The 15,563-nt window shown below is 41.9% G+C and carries 18 protein-coding genes; 1 reads left to right on the top strand and 17 read right to left on the bottom strand.

The features are described from left to right. Nucleotides 1-125: 125 nt before the first annotated feature. The 17 genes from M1F26_RS16350 to M1F26_RS16430 all read right to left on the bottom strand — a co-directional run bounded on the left by M1F26_RS16350 (nt 126) and on the right by M1F26_RS16430 (nt 14,464). Entirely contained in the window at nt 126-461 is a 336-nt protein-coding gene (locus tag M1F26_RS16350) for a tRNA-binding protein (protein WP_140171709.1), read from the bottom strand. 196 nt (nt 462-657) lie between these two features. Then, entirely contained in the window at nt 658-984 is a 327-nt protein-coding gene (locus M1F26_RS16355; protein WP_004259019.1) for a DMT family transporter, read from the bottom strand. 21 nt (nt 985-1,005) lie between these two features. Continuing rightward, nucleotides 1,006-1,434, bottom strand: a complete 429-nt coding sequence (locus M1F26_RS16360) for a DMT family transporter (protein ID WP_140171710.1) — start codon at nt 1,432-1,434, stop codon at nt 1,006-1,008. A gap of 55 nt (nt 1,435-1,489) precedes the next feature. Further along, complete coding sequence (locus M1F26_RS16365) at nt 1,490-2,155, bottom strand: hypothetical protein (RefSeq protein ID WP_227528841.1); 666 nt, start codon at nt 2,153-2,155, stop codon at nt 1,490-1,492. A gap of 41 nt (nt 2,156-2,196) precedes the next feature. Continuing rightward, nucleotides 2,197-2,841, bottom strand: coding sequence for a phosphate propanoyltransferase (locus M1F26_RS16370; protein ID WP_140171712.1), 645 nt, complete (start codon nt 2,839-2,841; stop codon nt 2,197-2,199). Continuing rightward, entirely contained in the window at nt 2,838-3,275 is a 438-nt protein-coding gene (locus tag M1F26_RS16375; protein ID WP_140171713.1) for a BMC domain-containing protein, read from the bottom strand. The genes M1F26_RS16370 and M1F26_RS16375 overlap by 4 nt, the downstream gene beginning before the upstream one ends. A gap of 13 nt (nt 3,276-3,288) precedes the next feature. Beyond that, the gene (cutD, locus tag M1F26_RS16380; protein ID WP_140171714.1) at nt 3,289-4,239 is read right to left on the bottom strand and encodes a choline TMA-lyase-activating enzyme; all 951 of its coding nucleotides are present in this window, start codon (nt 4,237-4,239) and stop codon (nt 3,289-3,291) included. Between the two features lie 87 nt (nt 4,240-4,326). Beyond that, entirely contained in the window at nt 4,327-7,758 is a 3,432-nt protein-coding gene (gene cutC, locus M1F26_RS16385; protein WP_140171715.1) for a choline trimethylamine-lyase, read from the bottom strand. Nucleotides 7,759-7,816: 58 nt separating this feature from the next. Continuing rightward, nucleotides 7,817-8,947, bottom strand: a complete 1,131-nt coding sequence (locus M1F26_RS16390) for a 1-propanol dehydrogenase PduQ (protein WP_004259053.1) — start codon at nt 8,945-8,947, stop codon at nt 7,817-7,819. A gap of 7 nt (nt 8,948-8,954) precedes the next feature. Further along, the gene (locus M1F26_RS16395) at nt 8,955-9,212 is read right to left on the bottom strand and encodes a EutN/CcmL family microcompartment protein (protein ID WP_004259057.1); all 258 of its coding nucleotides are present in this window, start codon (nt 9,210-9,212) and stop codon (nt 8,955-8,957) included. 26 nt (nt 9,213-9,238) lie between these two features. Next, nucleotides 9,239-10,870 carry an acetaldehyde dehydrogenase (acetylating) gene (locus M1F26_RS16400; protein WP_140171716.1) on the bottom strand — a complete coding sequence of 544 codons (1,632 nt, stop codon included), beginning with the start codon at nt 10,868-10,870 and terminating at the stop codon, nt 9,239-9,241. 70 nt (nt 10,871-10,940) lie between these two features. Next, nucleotides 10,941-11,219, bottom strand: coding sequence for a BMC domain-containing protein (locus M1F26_RS16405; RefSeq protein ID WP_004259063.1), 279 nt, complete (start codon nt 11,217-11,219; stop codon nt 10,941-10,943). Nucleotides 11,220-11,234: 15 nt separating this feature from the next. Beyond that, complete coding sequence (locus M1F26_RS16410) at nt 11,235-11,519, bottom strand: BMC domain-containing protein (protein WP_004259066.1); 285 nt, start codon at nt 11,517-11,519, stop codon at nt 11,235-11,237. A 21-nt stretch (nt 11,520-11,540) separates the two neighbouring features. Then, a complete protein-coding gene (locus tag M1F26_RS16415; RefSeq protein ID WP_004249182.1) occupies nt 11,541-11,819 on the bottom strand; it encodes a BMC domain-containing protein in 279 nt (92 codons plus the stop codon). A gap of 635 nt (nt 11,820-12,454) precedes the next feature. Continuing rightward, entirely contained in the window at nt 12,455-12,973 is a 519-nt protein-coding gene (locus M1F26_RS16420) for a FidL-like protein (protein WP_125890536.1), read from the bottom strand. Next, entirely contained in the window at nt 12,970-13,812 is an 843-nt protein-coding gene (locus M1F26_RS16425) for a transcriptional regulator (protein ID WP_140171717.1), read from the bottom strand. Before M1F26_RS16425 ends, M1F26_RS16420 begins: the two co-directional genes overlap by 4 nt. 79 nt (nt 13,813-13,891) lie before the next feature. Continuing rightward, entirely contained in the window at nt 13,892-14,464 is a 573-nt protein-coding gene (locus M1F26_RS16430; RefSeq protein WP_140171881.1) for a TetR/AcrR family transcriptional regulator, read from the bottom strand. A 303-nt stretch (nt 14,465-14,767) separates the two neighbouring features. Here M1F26_RS16430 and M1F26_RS16435 point away from each other — a divergent pair, with 303 nt between their 5' ends. Beyond that, on the top strand, nt 14,768-15,325 hold the full coding sequence (locus M1F26_RS16435; RefSeq protein ID WP_136135365.1) for an NADPH-dependent FMN reductase: 558 nt from the start codon (nt 14,768-14,770) through the stop codon (nt 15,323-15,325). Nucleotides 15,326-15,563: the final 238 nt, after the last annotated feature.

Consider the following 15,563-nt stretch of genomic DNA (forward strand, 5'->3'; position numbering starts at 1 on the left):
AATGCTCTAAATAATTCGTTTTATCGCTAGGCGGCAAGCAAACGAGACCCTAGGAGCATACAAAAGTATGTGACTAGGGCGAGTGAGTGAAGCCAACAACGCGATAAAGCGAAGTATGACGAGCATTAGGCTAGAAGCGCACCATTTGGTAACGGCAAATTAAACTCGGCAAGGACAATCGCCCCCGTTTCATCGGGCGCACCGGTAATTAAGACTTCCGATTTAATCCCCGCTATCCGTTTAACCTCGAAATTACATACGCATAGCACTCGCTTACCAATCAAATCATCTGGCGTATAATTGACAGTGATCTGTGCGCTAGAGCGCTTAATACCCAATTCGCCTAAATCAACTTCCATAACATAAGCTGGCTTTTTGGCTTTACTGTTGACTTGTGCACTAACAATAGTCCCAACACGCATTTCAACACGGGTAAAATCATCCCATTCAATAATTTGCATAAATCCATTCCTAAATTAAATTACTTATGTGTAATAAATTAACATACAACAGACTTTGCGGTTTATCGCCAGAACGTCATTTTATGTAGCCAAACCACCACAGGGCTCAGATGATAAGCAAAAAATAACCCTCATAAAAATGAGGGCTAAAGATAAATAACAGAAAGTATGTTGAAGTACGGCGTTTTCTTTTTTACTACATCGTTGAAAATGTATTCATAATGATCCCACCAGTGATAATGAGGCCCATCGCAAATACTGCTGGGAAATCGGGTTTTTGTTTATATAAAATCATAGAAACGAGTGTCACACCGACAATACCAAACCCACACCATAATGAATAAGCCACACCGACTGGGATATAACCCATTGCACGGGTTAGTGCGAAATAACACAAGCAATAAGCAACAATGACTAATACAGATGGACCCAATTTGCTAAAGCTATTAGTCTTTTTTATCATTGAAGTACCCGTTATTTCAGAGCCAATAGAAAGCGCTAACCATAAAAATCCAGTAAACATAATATTCCCCTTAACTTTGAATTAATGAGCTGTGTTATTTTTTGTTGATAATAATGAAGACTCAGTTTCATCTTTAGATGGTTCAGTTTCTTCCGGATCATCGGAGCCCATTTTGGAGAATAGATTCATGATCACAATGCCACTCGCGATCACGGCCATACCGATCATCGCCGCAGTGTCTGGGTGTTGCCCATAAAATAGCATGCCGAGGGTAGAAACCATTAAGATCCCTGTACCTGACCATGTTGCATAAGCCAAACCAACAGGAATATATTTTACTGCCCGAGAAAGTGAATAGTAACAAATAACATATAGCACAACGATTAATGCCAATAATAATGATTTAGTCATACCTTCACTATTATCAAACATTTTTAAGGTCGATGTTGCTGAGGTTTCAGAAATAATAACCGCCAGCATCCAAAGCCATGACTTTGCTTTAGGGGACATAGATAATACTCCTACAATAAATAGAAAGATTAATTTTTAATTTGATTAAATAACTTTATTTTTTAAGAGACTTTAAATAATCGATTGCTGAATCTGTTAATTTATTTTCATTCGCGCAATACCCCCTAGGGTTATTCATTACTTCCTTTAAAGTAATATAGCGATTTGGATGTTCATTATTTATTTCAGGTTTTAAATTTTCAGTAACATCACGAATTAAAAATTTATTTTCTATTTCATTAAATGAATCAAAATAAACACCTAACTTGATTGCTTTAGTGATATTTTCTTTAATCAACTGATTATAATTTTCATTTTTATTTAAACCTAAAACCTGACTTAATTCACTTTCAGGGCAACAATGGTATTTCAGTGCCAATATCGGCATGTTTTGTGATAATGCATGAAAGACTAACTCACTTTCCTCACTCATAAACAAACCATTGGCTATCTCACCAACGACTTTTGCATCAATAAACGGTAAAAACAGGCTGTCATAATGATTTAAACTATTTATTGATAAGGTGCTTTTATTTATAACACTTCCCAATTCAGCCCATTTTTCAACATCAAAAGACTGGTGCATTGATGCGGTGGCATAAAAGGAAAAAGAAACAGAATCTAACTGTGCCAGTCTTTGGTAAATAGCTTGCTGATACCCCTCAACAGGCGATAGCACCACCAGAACTTGTCGCTTTAACTGACGTAAAACTTGCTGCACAATTCGCTCGATCAGTTTTTCGTTCATTCTGCCACCACTCCTTAGCCCGCGATAAATACGCTATCGTTATTGCGTAAGCCCGCGGCATTTGCTTCATCGGTATCAATATGAAACTCAAGAGAAAAGCGTTCATCCACTCTCACGACAACTTCATCAAACACTAAGCTGCGTTCACCTTCAGTACGGATATTCACCTTTTGCCCATTCACCACATTTAATGCTCTTGAGTCCATCACACTCATATGAATATGACGCTGAGCACAAATAACCTGCGACTCAAGATTGACATGCCCCGCTGGGCCAATCAGTAAAGCATTGCCTGAACCTGCCATGTCACCTGACTCTCTTACCGGCGCTTTTATACCAAGCGCAAAGCAGTCGGCCTTAGACACTTCTAATTGCGTTTTTGGGCGAACAGGCCCTAGTACTCTGACTTTGCTAATCGACCCTTTTGGTCCCACCACCATGACGCATTCTTTCGCCGCAAATTGCCCGGGCTGTTTTAAATCTTTAAATGGCGTCAGCTGATATCCTTGGCCAAACAAGGCTTCAGCGTCCTGCTGCGAAAGATGAACATGGCGGTTAGATATTCCGACAGGGATAGCAATGTTGGAAACGCTGCCTTGTGCTGGTGTATAGGCTGAAAGCCGCTCCAATATTTTCCCCATTAATTGCTCATTCATCATGATTTTTTCCCTTTACGCGGGTCATTCTTGGTGTCTTTCACATTGATGTCGGTTTTAACTTCAACCACAGGCGCTTCTGTTTTAGCCTCAACAACCGCTTTTTCCACTAACTTTTCTGCTTTTACTTCTGGCTGAAGACTTTTCTCTAACTCACCTTTTTTACTTTTCACTGTTAGCAATTTACTGATTACGCTTTCTTCAGGCCGCGCAATCACTAATGAGCCGACGAGTAGCTGACTATTGGCGATCACTTCAATACCATAGTCAACTGCGGTGCGAACAGCACTGATTTCGCCTTGGAAACAAACGGATACCAGTCCAGAGCCGATTTTTCGATAACCTACAATTTCTACACTGGCGGCTTTACACGCCGCATCAGCAGCCTGTATTGCGGATGTCAGTCCCCGAGTTTCAATTACGCCTAAACTTTTCATCTGTCTCTCCTACTTAGTGACGAACCAGTCGAATATCGAAATCAAATTGTTTGAAGAATGCTTCAAGTTGGTCTAATTCTTCTGCGCTATAGGTTGGGTCTTGTTTAACGGGATAAATCATATCCAGTCTGTCGTACTTACCGCGACCCAACTGGTGATAAGGCAGAATATCGATGCGTTTTACATTGCCGCGTTTGGATAATTCCATCGCATAGTTAATCGCCCCTGTAATGGCATCAAACGAGTCGTTATAGCCACGAACTAATGGCATTCTGACAACCACGTTCGCGCCGAGATCAATCAATCTTTCGAGGTTGCGGCGAACATTTTCATTGCCAATACCGAATAGATTTTTATGCTGCGCAGTATCAATATGTTTAATGTCATAGAGGAATAGGTCGACAACTTCAGCTAACTTTTCATAGTTTTCTAACGATGTTGTACCTTGGGTTTCTATTGCGGTGTTGATCATCATTTTTTTACACTCACGCAGTAGAGCGACTGCAAAATCGGTTTGTAGGCTCATTTCGCCTCCACCGATTGTCACACCACCACCGGAAGAAATATAAAAATCATAATCTTGCATGATGATATCCATCATTTCGGCCACAGTGACATCTTTACCCATGATGTCTAGTGCACCGCCAATACATACTTCTTCACATCTACGGCAACCGATACAATCAATGCTGCGATTCACGCGGTGAATTTGCTCACCTTGCTCATTAATAGTTTTGTAGTGGATCCCTGTCGGGCAGACATCAACGCATTTCCCACAATTGACGCATTTATCGTGGGAAAACATCACTTGAAACTGGCTACTTAACCCTTCTGGGTTAGCGCACCATGGGCAACGAATATTGCACCCTTTTAAGAAAATCAGTGTTCGGATACCGTCGCCATCATAAATCGAGTATTTTTGGATATTAAATATCCGACCTTTAATCTCTGCCGCGCTCATCATTGCACCTCTAACACTATGTTTATAAATCAGAATTTATTATTGTTGTTATAAAATGGCAGGTATAAATTCATACCTGCCTACATGGGTTTAGAACTTCTCAATTACAGTACGGCTAATAATTTCATCTTGAACTTCTTTACAGAGTTCAACGAAGTAGGCGCTGTACCCCGCGACACGAACGATTAAATCACGGTATTTTTCAGGCTCTTGCTGGGCTTTTTTCAGCATTTCGTTATCGACATAGCTGAACTGCATTTGACCGTTTCCTAAGATAGACGCGGTTCTTAGCAAGGTGATTAAGCCGTGGCGGCCTTCTGGTGTGTCCAATAAGCCTTTTAAGAACTTAAAGTTATGCACCATGCCAATATTCATCGTTTCAACATTCATTTTGCTGATTGATTTAATGATGGCGGTTGGGCCTTGTTTATCCGCACCTTGTGTTGGGCTGATACCATCGGATAACGGCATCCACGCCAAGCGACCGTTGGCACTTGCTGCGGTTAACTCACCAATCGGCGTGTTGTTGGAGATGGATAAAGTTCCGTGACTCAGTGTTGAATACAACATGTCGTACTTACGACACTCACGCTCTGTCCACTCCGTAATATCGAGTGCGTATTGGTCAACATAGTCATCATCGTTACCAAATTTAGGCGCATTTAAGCAGTCACGGCGTAATTCGTCATAGCCTTCAAAGTTAGCTAATAATCCATCACGAATTTGCTCAAGGGTGTAGCGGCCATCTTCATAAACCAATTTGCGAATCGCGACAATGGAGTCAACATAGGTTGCAAGACCAGAGAAAATCAGCCCTGGGCCGTGGTTGATCATCGCCCCACCCGCTGCAACGTCTTTCCCTTTTTCCATACAGCCTTCCACTAGCAAAGACATTAAGGGTTTTGGTGCCACATCACGGTGAACTCGCTGGCTGATAACGGTACCGATAGCGGATAAGCGAATAATATGAGCAATCTGCGCTTTCACTGCATTATCAAAGTCTTCGAATGTTTTCAGGTCACGTAAATCACCGGTATCTAAGCCTTGGTAGCTATCGAATAGCACCATGCGACCACGGTTTAATACAAACTCAATCGCGATTGGCCATTGGGTGTAACCTGTTGAGGTCCATTGATAAATACGACCTGATTTTTGTGGCTCAACACAGCCCATCAAGCAGTAATCACGCGCATCTTCAAAGTCAAAGCCTTTACGCAACATCATTTTGATGTGGGAATCGTCGAAGTGACAGGCAGGGAATCCCATTCCGGCTTTCACGACATCAACGATTTTTTCCATGTATTTCTGTGGTGATTGGTTATGAATACGACAAGCCAGTGATGGCTGATACACTTTGACGAAGCGAACCGCGTCCATAATTAAGTAAGTCAAATCGTTACAAGCATCACCACCAGAACGTTTTTGTCCACCCACCGTTAAGTTGATAAATGGCTGATAACCGGCAAAATATTTCGCACCCAGCTCACTCGACATCCACATTAACTCAGCACACTTGATGATAAACGCCTGCATCATTTCTAATGCTTGGTCTTGAGTTAAACGGCCTGTTTTGATGTCATTTTCATACATTGGGAAGCAATATTGGTCGAGACGTCCTAAAGAAAGACCTGTTTGGTTTTCTTCGATTTCAAACAGTGACTCAACAGTCCAAATGCTTTGTAATGCTTCTTGCAACGTCGCCGGTGGGTTCGCTGGCACGTTTTCGTTGACTTGTGCGATAGTCAGCAATTCTTCGCGACGTTTTTGGTCTGACTCCAGCACGGCTAATTCACGAGCATGCGCAGCAATACGGTGTGAATACGCCACTACCCCTTCACAGGTTTCAATTGACGCTTTATAGAAATAAATACGGTCAATATCTTCTGGGTTTTCCATACTTAACTCAGCCAGTTTCGCCTGAGCATCTGCTTTAATGCCATTCATTCCTTTGGTGAATAACAGCACGTCATAACCCGGACAAGTATCTCCACCACCGTTGATTTGGTGATAAGACAAGTCACTGACAAACGTTTCACCGCTGAATTCCCATACCCCCGCTTCGCGGTATTGAGCCTCACAAATTTCATCCAATGAGCGCCCTTCCCAGAATGGCGCGATTTCCTCACGGATCACTTTTTTGTCTTCTTCTGAGATAACAAATGGATCTTGTGGGCGCGTACTCATGGTATCGAGTTCTTCGACCACCCAGCGCCATGCGATATCTGGAGAGAAAGCACCCGCACGGGCTTTACCACATGGATGGCCGACAATCAGTTCTTCCGGCTGAATTAAGATTGGCGCAGTTTCACAAGCGCGGCGGAATGCTTTCGCACGCAATAGAATTGGCGGTAAACCTGGGTTATTTTTAACGACGTCAGTGAAGGCGAGTGCGCGATAGATAGACACACTTGGGCGTGCTTCTAAGTAGCGGTTACGCAAGCGTTGTAAGCGAGGCGTTAACCCTTCCATCACGTTGAATTCAGTTTCCGTTTGTGCCGTTGGAGCAACATAGCTGGCATTTGGCGCGGCGTATTGCGGCTGAATGCTGTTTTTTCCGCAATATAAACGAACTTTTAAGCCGTTATTGATGGCACTGATGTTTTCATGAGCAGATAACATCATAGCTGATAATTCGTTAATGCATACACGAGGGTCATTCAGATAAATGCCGTCTTTTAATGCATCGAACATTGGGTAGCCATCGACTTGCTTGGTTGAGCGAACTTCAGAGAGCTCAGCCAGTTTCAACCATAAACTTTCTACAATCTCATAAGCTTGTGCTTGGGTTAAGCGGCCTTGTTCAATATCGCGTTGGTAGAATGGGTAAACTGCTTTATCGAACCCCATTGGGTTAACTGCATAACTGCCATTTTCTAAATGCAGGATAAGTTGCAGTAAATAGAACGCTTGGCAAGCTTCTTTGAATGTTTGTGCTGGTTTTGCTGGCACATTACGTAAAATTGCTGCGCTTTCTTGTAACTCTGCGCGACGGTATTGATTAGTCTCTGCTGCTGCCATGCTCTCTGCTTTAGAAGCTAAAGCTTGCGCAAAATGGAGAGCGGCATCACATGCGTAAATTGCCGAGCGGCAGTTATTCGCCTCATCAATACTATTACGGCTAACTGCACTGCCGATATTTCTAACTTTATTTTCTAATTGCGCTTTGATAGCTAAAAAACCGATGTTTAATACCGCTAAGTAATCGGGTGCATCAATGGCGCTATCGCCAGCTAAAAACGTATAAATGCTGTGGCTGTTGATTTCATTTTCAGTATGGAAAATCGCCCCACGAGGCGTTGATGATTGGCTACCAATAATCAACTCATCTTGGGCAATAAATGCAGGAAAATGACGGATAAATTCATAAAAACGTTGTGCAGGTTTAATCGCCTGCGGTGCGCCAGACAGTTGGTTGCCAAGCGCTTCTAAAATATTGGCACGTTCAGTAATAATTGAGCTATTGCGGGCACTTAAGCGTTCAGCCAGCATTTTTACGCGTGGGGTCAAAGCATATTTATTCATGTTAGCCTATCCTGATGTTCTTTCTAGTTTGTTGTTCATCACATAAAAGCGTTAACTGTTAAAAAGACTGTCTATACAGCACTTCCAGTTGCACCTTGCTCACATCCCGTGGATTGGTCGGAGTGCAACTATCGCGCAGTGCTTGCCCAACCATTTCCCCTAAACGGGCGTTAAAATCGAATTCATTAATACCGGTTGCTTGAATGCCTTTTGGCATATTCATTTCATCTTTCAATACGTTGATTGCCATAATTAAGCTCTCAACGCCTTCACGTATTGTTGAAGCAGGTAAATTCAAGTTTCTTGCAAGACTCGCGTAACGTTTCGCGGCTTCGCTATCACAGCGGCCTTCAAAATCCGCATTGAAAGCCACGACTTGAGCCATCAATAAGGCATTGGCACGACCATGTGGAATATGAAATACGCCGCCTAATGCATGGGCTAAGCTGTGAGTTATCCCAAGTGATGCGTTAGTAAAGGCCATACCGGCAATACATGAAGCGTTGTGCATTTTTTCGCGTGCCACTAAGTTGCTACCGTCGCGATAACAATCAATTAAGTGACCAAAAACCAATTGCACTGCTTTTTCTGCTAAGGCATCCGAAAAATCAGATGCGGTGCGAGAAACATACGCTTCCAGTGCATGACACAGCACGTCCATACCTGTATCTGCAGTAATCGAAGCTGGTACGGATTTCACCAGTACAGGGTCTAAAATGGCGACATCTGGCAGCATGAATTCGTCAACTAAAACCAACTTTTCAGACTGTGACTTGATGACTGAAAATGAAGTCACCTCTGAACCCGTCCCACTGGTGGTTGGGATCGCGATAAACTGCGGTTTGACTCGATTGACGTTTTTTCTGGTGTGCCAGAGGGAGTAAATAACAGCTTTCGCAGCATCAATCACCGACCCACCACCGAGTGCAATCACCACATCTGGATATTGCATATCCATGATTTTCATGCCGTTAACAATGGCTGAAATGTCTGGGTCCGGCACAACATCGTCGTAAATCGAAAATGTGATGCCACTTTGGGTTAGCCTGCGAGTGACTTCATCAGCTAAGCCAAACTTCACCATCGCTTTGTCAGTGACGATAAAGGCATGGTGAGCACTCATTTGTGAGATAAAATCCAATGCGTTAGCACCGAATTGGACTTTAGGTTTAATCAAAAACTGGTTCATGCTGTTTTTACTCCTTGGTATAAACCTTCTCAACAATGGCAACCACTGACATGGCTTTGTAATTGTCTTTATTCAAAGCGAAGTAAGCTTCAGCTAACACAATGTCGTTAATACCTGCGCCAACACTGTCGACTGCCACATACGTTTTGTTTTTCAACGGTTCAAGGTCATCCCCTAGCTTGGTAACCATTAATAAGTTACTGCCGCTAAGTTCTTGGCATTTCTGCGTTGCAACAACATGTCCGACCACCTTTGCGAGGATCATGGTTTATACCGCCTTATTCCAATGAGTTACTTATTTAGGCGTCCGAGAACAGCCTTGATGATTTGCTCAACATTTTCTTCAGTGATGTCACCTTGAGAAACCACCGCCTCAGCAGTCGCAGCCGTTGTTACAGTGCTGCCAAATCGGTTATCGCCAGTTGGGTTAGCCGCGGCTGGTGATGCTGCCGTAACAGGGTTACGGAAACGGTTGTCATCAAAAATACTCACTTGCGGTTGATTTACCGAAGTTGATGCTGTTGGCTGTGCAGGTGCACAAGGCTGAGCTGGCTGTCTTAAATCATCAATGGAACGTACGCCATAACCGACTTTACGGATGTTCAGCAAGTTCATCGGGCCGACGTTATCTGAACTAGAACCGCCACCAACTGCCCCACAACCGAGCGTTAAAGCAGGTGTGATATTGGTCGTTGCACCAATTCCGCCCAGTGCCGCTGGTGTATTGATCAAAATACGATTGACGGGTTTTTCCAGAGAGAATTGACGAATAACATCTTCGTTCTGCGTATGGATCACCAAGGTATGACCGAGGCCTTCGTTGGTCAGTAAGTCAACCACACGATGGCAAGCTGACTGCCAATCTTCCTCGATATACATCCCTAAAATTGGGCATAATTTTTCGCGGGAGTATGGGTTTTTCGGTGATACGGTGTCTTGCAGAGCAATCAACACACGCGTATTAGCTGGAACAGTGAAACCTGCACGCTGGCTTAATGTGATGGCATCTTTACCCACCACTTCTGGGTTGATAGTGCCATTCGCTCTTAGCAGCATGGATGCTATGCGTTTCGCTTCGTCTTCATTCATGAAGTAAGCGCCTTGAGCAAGCAGTTCACGATGAACTTCGTTGTAAATGCAACGTTCTACAATGATGGATTGTTCTGAAGCGCAAATGACACCGTTATCAAAAGTTTTACTGGTGATGATGTCACTCACCGCTTGTTTGATATTGGCGCTACGTTCAATAAATGCAGGGCCATTACCTGGACCGCCACTAATGGTTGGTGTACCGGATGCGTAAGCTGCGCGTACCATGCCTTCACCTCCCGTTGCCAAAATTAAAGAAACGTCTTTGCTGTGCATCAGCTCTTTCGTTGCTTCAAGAGTCAACATCGTGACGCCATCCACAATACCCGCTGGTGCCCCTGCTTCTAATGCGGCTTTTTTGACAATTTCTAATGTGCGGAAACTGCAAGCTTTGGCATTTGGATGAGGGGAAAAGACAATGGCATTACCCGCCTTCAAGGCAATCAACGTTTTGTAGATGATGGTAGATGTTGGATTAGTAGAAGGAACTAACGCCGTGATCACACCAAGAGGAACCCCCACATCCATGACTTTGTTGACTTTGTCATCATTAATGATGCCAACGGTTTTGAGATCTTTAATGTGTTCATAAACACGCATTGAAGCAAAAGTGTTTTTCAGGACTTTATCTTGCCACTTACCGAACCCAGTCTCTTCATTGGCCATTTTTGCCAGCTCTTCTGCATGAAGTGCGGACTCAATTGCAATGTGTTTAACGATATTATCGATTTTTTCCTGCGAAAATGTCGCAAATTCTTTCTGTGCTTGTTTCGCGTTTCTAACCAGCTCTCTTGCTAGTTGTCTGGATTGCAGATCTTTATCTAATGCAACCATGTCTTCCCCCGTATCGGAGCCAAAATTAATTCATTAACTTGTCGTGTGATTGGCTTTATCAGCCAATTACTTAGGCTTTGTGTTGCTGTGCAATTTTGCCAATATCGTTGTGTGGTCTTGCAATCACACGTGAAGTCACCACTGTTCCGATACGTTTTGCAGCCTCAACACCTGACTCAACCGCTGCGTTAACGGCACCGACATCGCCTTTAACCATCGCTGTTACCAGACCTGAGCCAACATTTTCATAACCGATTAACTCAACATTTGCGGCTTTACACATGGCATCAGCAGCTTCAATACAAGCCACTAAACCTTTGGTTTCAATTAGACCAAGTGCTTCTTTCATAAGTAATTTCCTGTTTTATTCCGTGACTTTATACTGGGCGACGATTTTCTGAATATCACTATGAGGACGAGCGATAACCAGTGATGTCACGACGGTGCCAATACGAGAGGCGGATTCAACACCTGAATCCACGGCAGCTTTCACCGCACCTACATCGCCTTTGACCATGGCGGTAACTAAACCTGACCCAACATTTTCATAACCAATCAGCACAACATTTGCGGCTTTACACATCGAATCTGCAGCTTCAATACAAGCCACTAACCCTTGAGTTTCAATAAGACCTAATGCGTCACCCATGTTTTTTTCCTCCGGAAAAAGTTATGCCTTATGCTTAATAACGATTTTATTGATATCGTTGTGTGGACGAGCAATGACTAGTGAAGTCACAACTTCACCAACACGCTGCGCTGATTCAACACCTGAATCGACGGCTGCCTTGACTGCTCCGACATCGCCTTTAACCATTGCAGTAACGAGGCCTGAACCGACATTTTCGTAACCAATTAGCTCTACATTCGCCGCTTTGCACATCGCATCAGCCGCTTCGATACAAGCCACCAGACCTTTTGTTTCAATAAGACCTAATGCATCACCCATTGTTGTTTCCTCCGAGAAGCCTTCTTTATTTTTCTTTACCTTCGATATTCCAAGCTAATGTGTCCGAGTACATGTCCCTTGAAATATCTGGGTAATCATTTACGCCAATGGTGTCTGCGCGGTGATCTATTGAACGCAGCCTTTGGCTTCAAACTCACTATAGAACCGAAAAATAAAAACAAAATATAAATCCACAAAACTATAATATTTAGTTTTTTAATCTAAAAATTAGAGTGATTAATTAAGTTATTTACATATTCATACTGAAAAAATTAAAAATTCACGTATCTGTGTTGCAGATAAAAATGGGCTAAATAAAGATTTAGCGTTAGCTAGGTAGATTGTTAATAAAATATTATTGAGCTGATAAAGGGGGGTAATTTGTGAAATGATAACTGTGGGTCTGCTCACTTGGTTATAAGCTTTGCCTACATCAGATATCCGCGAGTTAGGTTCTAACCAAGAGATAGTCTACCTGTCATGATGTCAATTTATAGCTAAATTGAGGATATTGCAGCTTGTGAATACCACATCAGGGAATACGACAAAATAGGAAATAAAGGGAAGTGGGATCGTCAGTTAACGATGAAGTGAACGGCTTCACCGCTAAGCTTATTTATTTAATGAGAACTTAATTAATCAAATTTGCTGCCAGGCTTTAACGTGCAGATATAAAGTGGAGAGTTAATTGAACTGAGTAATAAAGCTTTGTCATTGAGCTTTTGCGCATTAAGAAATAGCCCATCATGGCTATCTGACATTTCTCTCATAAAATAATCAAATATCACATTTGGCGATTCATCAATAGAAGAAGCGCTCGCCTCCCACTGACTAATACTATAATGACGCTCCGTCGGTGATATCCGTTTTGTCGTATAGTTGAATTTCACATAGCGCTGTAAATACAACCAGCCCGCTTTAGAATCGGTATAGCCCTCCACCACAATTGAGCCCTTTCCATTCGCGCCAAAATTGAAGTGAATATTGCCGTTAACGTTTTCGTCTTTCATATTTTCAAAGCGCATGATGCCTTTAGTAGAGCACACCATTAAACCATCTTGTTTATTGGAAAATAAGACTGACTGGGTATAAATCGCCACAACAATAAATAACAAAAAACTCAGTAAGCATAATACTTTTCCTGATATCTTCATGATGGTTTCCAAGAATAGTAAAAGTAGTTATCGCAATAGCTAAATGGGTTATCTTCATTGACTGCACAATGTGCAAGAAATACTCGACCTAGTCCGTTAGTCTGTAATTTGTCCCCATAGAAAAAAACAAACCGTTCTTTCTCAACACACTCTAGATTTAAGTTATTCCTAACCTTATCAAAATTTTGTACATAGTTTAGTGCGACAGTGTTATTGATCATTTTTTCATTCGACAATACATCACAATGAGTATGCTCAAGCACGGTCATATTAATCGGCACTGATGGTTGATTTGATAAATAAGCCATGACCGCGAGTAAAACGGAACACAGTAAAAAGACACCGCTAGCGAGATACCAACAGATTTCTTTTTTTTCTGGCGTCAATGTTGATTCTATTTTTTTGAGGTCTACAGGCTCAGAGATAGGTTTGGGAATTGGAGATAAAACAACCTTAGCCTCTTCTATTTCACTTAAGCTAGGGATTAACTCAGAGGGAGGAATTTTAATATCATCAATTAATTCAAGTGAAACATCTGAATTAAACTCTAATCGCCCCCTCGCCACCGTCACAATAATATTTTCAATACCATATGGACGAAATGCTTTTCTTAATATACTTAGGTATTGGTTTAAATTACTGTTCGATGAAACTAATCCATTATCATCCCATACCGCTTTTAATACCTCATCTCGGGAAACAACGCCTCTGTGTTGAATAAAATAAAATAATAATGCATTGGCAGTTATCGACAGCTGTGTATCCACCTCATCTTCTTTTAAAGATAAAGTGCCATCAACTGCATCATATAGAATGAAAGCATTGATTTTATATTTCACTGTCGCCTCATGTGCTTATTTTATGAATAAAATTGCACTACCGTTATTATTACTATTTTTACTTATGTACTGTTTTTACTTATGGAATTTTTTCAAATGATATTGCCGTTAGCCGACTAACAATCGCATCACGTTCTTGCTGTGATAACGTTTCTCCCTCAGTCAATGACGAAAGCCACAACCCATCAGCCGCATAACGCACTAACGCGCCTAAATAACTGTTATCGAACTCATCCCCCTTTTCCAAATGGTTGGTTACCCAATCTCGCCAGCACTGACGTAACACTGGCTCAGTTGGCATAGCCAAAGACAATAACGCGAGCTGAAAACTTTCATCAGATTCTTTTAACTCACCAATATAGTGCAAATAAGCACGAGAAAAACGCCCATAGGGATTTGGATCATTATCCATAATGGTATGTATTCTCTCATCCATAATCCCCAGCAATTGCACAAACAGTGCATGAATAAGCTCTTGCTTCGTTGGGAAGTGGTGCATTAACCCGCCTTTGCTAACACCCGCTTCCCTTGCCACTGCATTAAGTGAGAGTGAAGAGATCCCTTCTCTGCCAGCAATAATACGAGCAGCTTTCAGTAACTCCACTTGAAGCTTAATGGGATCTTTTTTTCTATGCTGAGCAGATTTATTCATGCAATGAATGATACCGACCAGTCGGTATGTTTCATTTTGACTAAAATCAAGTAACCCTGATTTGTTCATGGGTAAATCTAAATAGTGGAAGAGGACTCACAATATCGAATTATGATAAGTTGTAACCCCATAATTAATTTAAAAATATCAAATATTTTTGATGTTTAGTTATCTATTTTAATTTCACTTAGTTTTGCACATCCTCAGATTATGATGTTTAATAGTGAGAGTGAAACAATGCTCTATTCAATAAATAGCGGTTTGCAGTATTCCTAATTAACTCCCCGTGAAAGAGGTTTTATCATGTCAAATCAATACAATATTGGTGTCATTGTGGGTAGTTTGCGCGCTGATTCATATAATTTAGTTGTCGCTAAAGCCATGACTAAATTATTCCCCACAAATTTCACGTTTAAATTTATCAATATTGGTGAACTCCCTCTCTATAACCAAGATGCAGACCAAAATGTGCCTCCTGTTGTGGCTAATTTCAAATCTCAAATTAAAGCCTGTGATGGCATTATTTTCGCCACCCCAGAATATAACCGTTCAATGCCTGGCGTATTGAAAAATGCGATTGACCAAGGCTCTCGCCCATGGGGAGATAATTCATGGGATGGCATCCCTGCAGGAGTGCTAGGGGTATCTATTGGCAATATTAGTACGGCTATTGCACAACAACATTTGCGTAATAGCTTGGCATTTTTGAATATGCCGACAATGAACCAACCAGAGTGCTATTTGAAGTGGTATGAGGGAATGGTTGATGAACAAGGTAATATTTCACCCAAAAGTAAAGATTTCCTACAACCGTGGGCAGATACCTTTGTGAAGTTTGTTGGTCATAATGCCAAACGTTAGCTATTAAAAAAAGGCATCACAATCGTGATGCCTGAGGTTGTTGACAAAGCGGGATAAAAGCGTGGTTTTTCCCACTTTGTGTTATCAGCCGAAAATCAATAAATTGATTTTCCTAATTTATTTTCAAAACCTATTCGACTTACCGCCAAACATAATATGTTTGTCAGTAGTCTGAGGCATCACAATCGTGATGCCTTTTTATTATCTTCGAACCCTATTTAGCTTGCGACTAAAACAA

Source organism: Providencia sp. PROV048, assembly GCF_033688165.1.
In the GTDB taxonomy this organism is placed as follows: Bacteria; Pseudomonadota; Gammaproteobacteria; order Enterobacterales; family Enterobacteriaceae; genus Providencia; species Providencia hangzhouensis.

Coding starts and splice junctions, on each gene's coding strand:
- M1F26_RS16350 (WP_140171709.1), bottom strand. CDS start 461: ATGCAAATTATTGAATGGGATGATTTTACCCGTGTTGAAATGCGTGTT.
- M1F26_RS16355 (WP_004259019.1), bottom strand. CDS start 984: ATGTTTACTGGATTTTTATGGTTAGCGCTTTCTATTGGCTCTGAAATA.
- M1F26_RS16360 (WP_140171710.1), bottom strand. CDS start 1,434: ATGTCCCCTAAAGCAAAGTCATGGCTTTGGATGCTGGCGGTTATTATT.
- M1F26_RS16370 (WP_140171712.1), bottom strand. CDS start 2,841: ATGATGAATGAGCAATTAATGGGGAAAATATTGGAGCGGCTTTCAGCC.
- M1F26_RS16375 (WP_140171713.1), bottom strand. CDS start 3,275: ATGAAAAGTTTAGGCGTAATTGAAACTCGGGGACTGACATCCGCAATA.
- cutD (WP_140171714.1), bottom strand. CDS start 4,239: ATGATGAGCGCGGCAGAGATTAAAGGTCGGATATTTAATATCCAAAAA.
- cutC (WP_140171715.1), bottom strand. CDS start 7,758: ATGAATAAATATGCTTTGACCCCACGCGTAAAAATGCTGGCTGAACGC.
- M1F26_RS16390 (WP_004259053.1), bottom strand. CDS start 8,947: ATGAACCAGTTTTTGATTAAACCTAAAGTCCAATTCGGTGCTAACGCA.
- M1F26_RS16395 (WP_004259057.1), bottom strand. CDS start 9,212: ATGATCCTCGCAAAGGTGGTCGGACATGTTGTTGCAACGCAGAAATGC.
- M1F26_RS16400 (WP_140171716.1), bottom strand. CDS start 10,870: ATGGTTGCATTAGATAAAGATCTGCAATCCAGACAACTAGCAAGAGAG.
- M1F26_RS16405 (WP_004259063.1), bottom strand. CDS start 11,219: ATGAAAGAAGCACTTGGTCTAATTGAAACCAAAGGTTTAGTGGCTTGT.
- M1F26_RS16410 (WP_004259066.1), bottom strand. CDS start 11,519: ATGGGTGACGCATTAGGTCTTATTGAAACTCAAGGGTTAGTGGCTTGT.
- M1F26_RS16415 (WP_004249182.1), bottom strand. CDS start 11,819: ATGGGTGATGCATTAGGTCTTATTGAAACAAAAGGTCTGGTGGCTTGT.
- M1F26_RS16420 (WP_125890536.1), bottom strand. CDS start 12,973: ATGAAGATATCAGGAAAAGTATTATGCTTACTGAGTTTTTTGTTATTT.
- M1F26_RS16430 (WP_140171881.1), bottom strand. CDS start 14,464: ATGAATAAATCTGCTCAGCATAGAAAAAAAGATCCCATTAAGCTTCAA.
- M1F26_RS16435 (WP_136135365.1), top strand. CDS start 14,768: ATGTCAAATCAATACAATATTGGTGTCATTGTGGGTAGTTTGCGCGCT.